This is a genomic window from Streptomyces sp. SolWspMP-5a-2 (genome assembly GCF_900091845.1).
Lineage (GTDB): Bacteria > Actinomycetota > Actinomycetes > Streptomycetales > Streptomycetaceae > Streptomyces > Streptomyces doudnae.
In genome coordinates this window covers 1-7,062 of the sequence record NZ_FMCI01000067.1, presented here as the reverse complement: position 1 = coordinate 7,062, position 7,062 = coordinate 1, and the positions used below count along the sequence as shown (strand labels likewise).

3 protein-coding genes and 3 pseudogenes are annotated in these 7,062 nt (G+C 66.4%); 4 read left to right on the top strand and 2 right to left on the bottom strand.

Annotated features, from left to right (window positions below):
* A pseudogene (locus tag GA0115242_RS06535) lies at window positions 1–487 on the bottom strand (site-specific integrase); the annotation flags it as partial.
* Window positions 488–1,400: 913 nt separating this feature from the next.
* On the opposite strand from GA0115242_RS06535, the gene GA0115242_RS06525 reads away from it, so the two are divergent.
* The 3 genes from GA0115242_RS06525 to GA0115242_RS06515 all read left to right on the top strand — a co-directional run bounded on the left by GA0115242_RS06525 (window position 1,401) and on the right by GA0115242_RS06515 (window position 4,803).
* Entirely contained in the window at window positions 1,401–2,009 is a 609-nt protein-coding gene (locus tag GA0115242_RS06525; RefSeq protein WP_093825458.1) for a hypothetical protein, read from the top strand.
* A complete protein-coding gene (locus GA0115242_RS06520; RefSeq protein WP_093825456.1) occupies window positions 2,003–3,424 on the top strand; it encodes a hypothetical protein in 1,422 nt (473 codons plus the stop codon). Before GA0115242_RS06525 ends, GA0115242_RS06520 begins: the two co-directional genes overlap by 7 nt.
* A gap of 171 nt (window positions 3,425–3,595) precedes the next feature.
* Window positions 3,596–4,803, top strand: a protein-coding gene (locus GA0115242_RS06515; protein ID WP_093825455.1) for an IS3 family transposase whose coding sequence is annotated in 2 segments (ribosomal slippage) — window positions 3,596–3,887 and window positions 3,887–4,803 — 1,209 coding nt in all. Because the reading frame shifts where the segments join, the coding sequence is not laid out codon by codon here.
* Window positions 4,804–4,831: 28 nt separating this feature from the next.
* Here GA0115242_RS06515 and GA0115242_RS06510 read toward each other — a convergent pair.
* Window positions 4,832–5,086: pseudogene (locus GA0115242_RS06510) on the bottom strand (hypothetical protein); the annotation flags it as partial.
* A gap of 258 nt (window positions 5,087–5,344) precedes the next feature.
* On the opposite strand from GA0115242_RS06510, the pseudogene GA0115242_RS06505 reads away from it, so the two are divergent.
* Window positions 5,345–7,062: pseudogene (locus tag GA0115242_RS06505) on the top strand (tetratricopeptide repeat protein); the annotation flags it as partial.

Below are 7,062 nucleotides of genomic sequence, written 5' to 3'. Positions count from 1 at the left end.
TGATGCCGTCGCGGACCGCCTGCTCCATGACACGGACCAGAACGGCGATGGTGTTCTTCACCGTTGAGCGGCTGTGCTCGTCGACGATCCAGTTCTGCACGCTGCGGTCGACGACGCCGTTGGTGATCATCCGTGCGGGAAGGTGGCCCAGGGCGGGGACCACGCGCGTGCGCCATCCCGAGAGATAGGGGTCGCGGGTCTTCAACTCCAGCCCGCGCAGGGCGAGATTCATGTTCGCGTTGCCGTATTCGGCGAGCTTCATGGTGGCGAGCGAGGGCGGCAGACCGGCCTGCGCGGCGTCGATGATGCTTTGGAGCCACTCCTGGGCTTCGTCTTCGTCGGCCTTTCCCTCCGAGAGGGAGAGGCGTTGTTTTGTCGTGGGATCGAACCAGCGGACACGTGCACGGTAGGGCTTGGGGCGGTCGGGGCGGTATTCGATGTCGGTGGAAAGCCGGACACCGACCGGAACACTGGCTTTCTCGGCCATCAGGTTTCCCGGCCCGGGACCGTCCGGCGGCTGTCCAGCCATTCCTCGACGTCGCGTGTGCTGTTCAGGACGACGCGCTTCGAAACGGCGACGAACGGTGGGCCCTGCGGTGGCCTGGCCGTGCGCCAGCGGCGCAGAGTCGAGGTGTCTACGCGCAGGCAGGCGGCGAGGTCGCTGGTCGAGTACCAGGCATGGGCCGTGAACGAGGAGCGGGGTTCGTCTGCTGTGGATTCGGGAGGCAGGGGCAGTGTGACTCCTGGCGTGATGGAGCATCTGATGGGTCCGCGGAAGGCCCCCTGGTGATGTGAGGGAGGTCGTGTGCCTTGGGGCGCGAGAGTGTGTCGTTTATGGGTGGTGGGGAATTCTCGCTGGGGACCGGTCCGAAGGGGAGTGCTCGCGGTGGACGTTGTGTAACAAGCATCTGCATAAGCGCCGGTTGGGCCAACCGGCGATGTGCGGCTATAGTCCCCCGGCGGTCATGCGGTTCCTTGTGCATGGTTCCCATGGGTGCCGGGCCGTCGAGCTCACTAAAATCCACGCAGATGCCGTGGCTTTCCATGCTTTCCCCGTGACCCATCGCGTGGAGTGTTTAGCCATCCTCGAACCGGCCGTGAAGGGCTCCTGACCTGCGGTTTCTTGCATGCGCATTATGTGCGGTTTGGGTGTTACGGGCGATATCTTGACGCCGAAATGACGCTCATGACGCTCATCCGACGCTCGTTCTGATGGGGTGTCAGGCGAATTTTGGGCATGTCAGGCCCCGGCCATGCGGCGACTGCCGGTGGCGCGTTGCGGACTGGTGACGCTCTCGGAGAGGTCGCAGCCGTGGTTGTCGCCGACGGCCAGGTGTGAACAAGCGCCAGATTTTCTCGCACTCTGTATCGGCGATGGTGCGAAGAGATACTGTTGCGCCGTGCCGGGTGAAGAGGAGCACGTCAAGGGCGCTGAGGCGGTGCAGCGGGTCAAGCGCTGGCTTGAAGGCACCATGCGTGTGTCGCAGTCTTACACCAACATCGATGGTGCATGGGCGCGGAAGCTCACTTTGCGGTGGCCGAACGGGAACGAGAGGCCGTTCTCTTATGACCTCGGTGGGATGATGCGGGGCGGCGAGTGGGACGGCCAGATGTTCTGCGCTGAGGTGAAGTGGCGCAAGAACGCGAGCGACCAAGGCCCTGCTTACAAGAGTTTCCTGGCCAAGTGCTACGTCGCGCTGAGCCAGGAGTACATGCTTGGTGATCACTACATGTGGATCAGTTGGGCTCCCTTCCGTGCCAATGACTGGGACCTGCTCACCAGCCCGCAGACGATCCGGGAGGCCGTGCTTGCGGAGTCGCTGAGGATCTTTGGTGTCGAGGATCCGGAAGCGGCGGCCGAGTCAATCAAGAATGAGCTTGTGGAGGACTTGTCCGAGCGGCTCTGGCTGGTCGTGATGTCAGAGAAGCAGGAGAAGCTGGTACCGCTGGACGACTGGCGTGGAGTCGTCGCCAACTTCTACAACAGCCAGGGAAGGTCGTCATGGTGACGCCGGTGGCGCCGGAGATCGACAGCGCGCTCGACCACCCCGATCCGCGGCAAGCGGTCGAGCGCGTCAAGGATGTGATCCAGCGGCGCCTCTTGGACGTGTACCCCACCGCGCGGATCGTCCGGACGGACTTCTTCAACCACACTTATGTGCCGGACCTGTTGATGACGTGGAGTTCGGGCACCCGGAAGTCCGAACGACGCGTTTACCTTCGTGCGTCTTCTGACCCGGATCTGCTTGCATCGGACGTTCAGATCTTCCAGCGTGAACAGCAGCCGCTGGTCGTGCCACTCGCTCGCCTCGGGACGGGGCCCGCACGGGATCAGTTGGGAACGGTTGCGGAGGAACACCACACCCTTGTACTCGATCCCTCTGGACTCGGGGCGCTTCCTGCCCACACCTCCACGCGGACGCCGACCGCTTTGGCGTCCGACGCGATCGTCGAGGGCGGCCGCGGCATCATGGGGGAGCGTCAGGTCGAGCGCTTCCTGCACATGGTCGGTACGGGTGTGGAGGCAGCTCGCGAGGGTCAAGCCGACCCCACTCGGCTAGCCCTCTCTGAAGTCTCTCGGCACACGGTGCCTGACGTGTCGCGCCGCATGTCCACGTTGATGGCGGCCATGTGGCAGGGCAGTGGACGGTCGTTGTCAGAGTTCCCGGCCAATGTGCCCCATCAGGCATCGCTCGACGAGACCTCACTGAGCCTGCTCCTCTCCTCTCCAGAGATCACGGACGAGGCTTTCTGGCGTCGTATCCGTCCGCTCGTGGACGCCAAGACGCTGCTGTGTACTGGCATTACGGACACGCCGAACCTCCAGCGGTTGATGCGCAGCGCGGTGCAGGCGTGGAAGGCGCACGTGTGCATGGTGGTCGAACCGGAGACCGTAAGGGCCGGTGGCGCATGGCGCTGGGTCATCGACGACGGACACCTCGGTCTGCGCGGATCCGACTTCGTGGCTTTCCTGGCCGGCAGCCGCAAGGATCTCCATGCTCCTGAGGAGTACGAGGCGCCCCTGCTGGCCGAGGTCCGGGAGCGGGCCGCCAGGTTCGCCATCCCCCTGACCTCCATCCGGATGCTGATGACCAACCGCAGTATCGGTTACGACGCCCCGGGCGAAGACGTGACCCATGACCCACAACTCGATGGGATTAGCGCCGCGTTGGGACAGGAAGAGGGCGTGGTCGAAGCTCAAGCGCTCACCTCCACCCGTGTCCCTCTGCGGTGTAATTTCGCCAGCAGGACCGCCAGCCCACCAGGAGCGATGGCCCTCGTTCCATATGCCGAGCTGCTCGGCACAACTCTCCGGCTGATCCTGAGCTTGAATGCCGAAGATGCCGCGCAACTTGAGAACTTGCTCGATGCGGGCGAGTCCACCCCAGCCTACTGGGAGCAAGCGGATCTCTTCGACGGCTAATTCCATAGCCTCGTGGGGGTCGCTATTCGCCCTCAGGAAATGGGCTCGGCTTACCTGCGATCATGCCGGGCTACCAATCCCTGATTGACCCTGCGGGAGATCGGGCCCTGACCCCGGATTTTGGACACCGGAGAGACTTGGACCTTGATGGTTCAGGAGAACGGAGTCCCTGTGGGGATGAAGCACTACCCCGCCGAGTTCAAGGCGGACGCAGTCGCGTTGTACTGGTCGAGGCCGGGAGCCACGATCAAGTCCGTCGCTGCCGATCTGGGAGTGAAGACCGAGACACTCCGGAACTGGATCCGGGCCGGTGAGGGACGGTGCTCCGGCTCCCACTCCGCGCCGGCGACCGCGGCGACGTCAGGCGGCGACGGCGTTCAGGCAGAGCTGGCCGTGGCCCGGAAGAGGATCCGCGAGCTGGAGGAGGAACGCGACATCCTCCGCAAGGCGGCCCGGTATTTCGCGACGGAGACGCGCTGGTGAACCGCTGCCAGTTCGTTGAAGATCACCAGCGCCGGTTCGGCGTGAAGCGGCTCTGCATCATTCTCACCCTCTCCCGCTCCAGCTTCTACTATTGGCGCCGCACCGCAGCCGCGAGGGCGGCCTGCCAGGCCGCCGAGACAGAGCTCGCTGATCTGATACGCGAAGTCCACCAGGACTCCGACGGCACCTACGGAGCCCCCAGGGTCACCGCCGAACTCCGCGGCGAGGGGATACTGATCAACCACAAGCGCGTCGCCGGGATCATGCGGACCATCGGGCTCGAGGGCGTGCGTCTGCGTCGTCGGCACCGCACCACCACTGCCGAACCGGCCGCGGCGAAGGCGCCGGATCTGATCGGCCGTGACTTCACCGCGGACGCGGTGAACACGAAGTACGTCGGCGACATCACATACCTGCCGGTCAGCGGCGCCAAGCCGCTCTACCTCGCGACCGTCATCGACCTCGCCTCACGTCGGCTGGCCGGGTGGGCGATCGCCGATCACATGCGAACCGAACTCGTCACCAGCGCCCTGGCGGCCGCCGAACGAACCCGGGGGAGTCTCGCCGGAGCGATCATGCACACCGACCACGGATCCCAATACACGAGCAGGTCCTTTGCTGAGATCTGCAGGTCAGCAGGGGTCCGGCAAAGCATGGGCGCGATCGGATCCAGCGCGGACAACGCCGCCGCGGAGCATTTCAACGCGGCCTTCAAAAGGGAGGCTTTCAAGGGCCGGAAGGGCTGGCCGAGCGAGCACGAAGCACGACTCGATGCCTTCCGCTGGCTGACCCGATACAACACCCGACGCCGGCACTCCCGCCTCGGCCAACGATCTCCGATCGCCTACGAGAACGCCTTGCCATCGGCAACAACTACCCTGGCCCAAGCCGCATAGACGTGTTCAAGATTCGGGGTCAAGGCCCGAGATGAGTGGCTGACGGCTTGAACCATGCCGCCGCGCCAGGGTTGATTTCATCGTCGTAGACGTGGGGGTCAACGGTCGAGGGGTCGGTGTACGCGGCGTCGTACCAACTGTTGTTGCGGCGGCGGAAGCTCTCCTGCTCGTCCGAGAGTTTTCCCTCCCTCGCTAGATTGTTGACGAGTCCGAAAACGCCGGTGAAGTGGCCTCGGCTGTTCCGGTGAGGCGCTTGGAACCGTACGTCAGCACCTTCTGGAATTCGCGTAGTTGGGAAAGGGCGGGAAGCGGCGCCGGGGGCCAGGCGGCCGGTGTCGACCATCCAGCCGCGCACCGCAACGGCCACGTCGCCACCGGCCGCATCGACGCGGTTCTTCCATTCGGAAGCGTCGAAGCCGGCCTCGCCCATCCCGGGGCCGGAGCTGTTGCCGTAGGAGCTACTCAGTGCCGCTGCAGTGGTGGCCGGATTGAGGCGAACAGGTGGCGGGCAGTCGGCGCGAGCCACGACGATATGGTGGTGATGGGAAAGCAGGGGAAGTCGACGTGGGTGTTCGCCGGACTGGTAGCGGCGATGGCGGCATTGAGCGCGGTGCCCGGCGTCGTCAAGGCCGTGCATCTGCCGGGGCCGGCCTGGATGGCGCCGGTGATGCTGGCCGTGGCGGCGGTACTACTGGGAGCGGTCAAACCCCGGTTCACGGTGATCAACGACGCGTCAGTCGCTCGCACCAAGGACACTGTCGCGCAGGACGAAGGCGCCCGTCGCTCCCTCCAGGGGCTACCCGCCCCGAAGACGGTGGCCGAGACCGATCCCACCCTGCTCGGGATCCACCCGTCGATCCCTCTACCCGCCGGTGCCCAGGGCTCCCTGTCGCCGGACCTGCCCGAGTACGTCGTGCGCGACATCGACGCCGATCTGCGCACCTACCTGCGCGCACGATCCGCCAAGGGCGGCTTCGCCCTGCTGGTCGGGCCGGCTGCGGCCGGCAAGACCCGCAGCGCCTGGGAGGCGATCTTCAGCACCCTGCCCGGCTGGCAGCTGTTACGGCCCAACCCCGGCGGCGACATGGCGTGGGCGCAGAGCCGGAAGCTGGGCCGCAGCGTGATCTGGCTCAACGAGATCCAGGACTTCCTCACCGGTGCCGCTCCGCTGGAGGCTGCCACCGTGCGCCGCCTGCTGGCCGACACCGACCAGCCGGTCATCCTCATCGGCACCATCTGGGCCGACCGCCACGCCCAACTCCGCACCATCCCCGCCACGCCGCCCGAGCCCACCACGCCCTCCCCCGCTCCACGCCCGGCGGAGAGCGCCGACACGAGCCAGGCCGCCGGCGGCCTGGCCGAGCAGCAGCCGAACGCTCCCGGCCGCAACGAGAAGGACGTCCTGGAGCAGGCCCGGATCTTCTCCCTGACCGCTTTCACCGAGGCGGAGTGGGAACGCGCGCGGGAACTGGCCGGCCGCGACCCCCGCCTCGCCCACGCCACCGCCAACAGCGGCACCAGCCTCGGCCTGACCCAGGTCCTGTCCGCCGCCCCCGAACTGATCCTGAGCTGGGAACAAGCCGACAACCCCTACGGCAAAGCCCTCATCACCGGCGCCGTCACCGCCCGCCGCTGCGGCCACCCCCCAACCATCCCCACCTCCATACTCCAGGCCCTGGCCAACCACTACCTCACCGGACAGCAGCGCGCCGACGCACCCGCCAACTGGCTCCAGCAGGGCCTGGCCTGGGCCTGCCAGCCCGTCCACCACAGCCAACGCATCTCCCCGCTCGCCCCCCACGGCGACCAGCCCGGCCAGACCGACGGACACCGCGTCACCGACATCCTCACCAACCACACCGCCCCCACCTCGCCCGCCCCCACAGCCGCCATCACCCCGGACGAGGTGTGGAACACCCTCATCGCCCATGCCGCCCCCGACGCGCAAAGGGCCATCGGTCGCGCCGCCTACTACGTCGAGCGCATGCCCCAGGCAGCCGACGCTTGGACCCGCGCAGCCGACGCCGGCAACACCAACGCAATGTACAACCTCGGCTTCCTGGCCAACGATCAGGGCGACACCGACACCGCACGCACCCGATGGACCCAAGCCGCCGACGCCGGCGACACCGACGCCATGGGCCTCCTCGGCATCCTCGCCGACGAGCGAGGCGACACCGACACCGCACGCACCTGGTACACCCAGGCAGCCGACGCCGGCAACACCAACGCCATGACCAGCCTCGGCTTCCTGGCCCG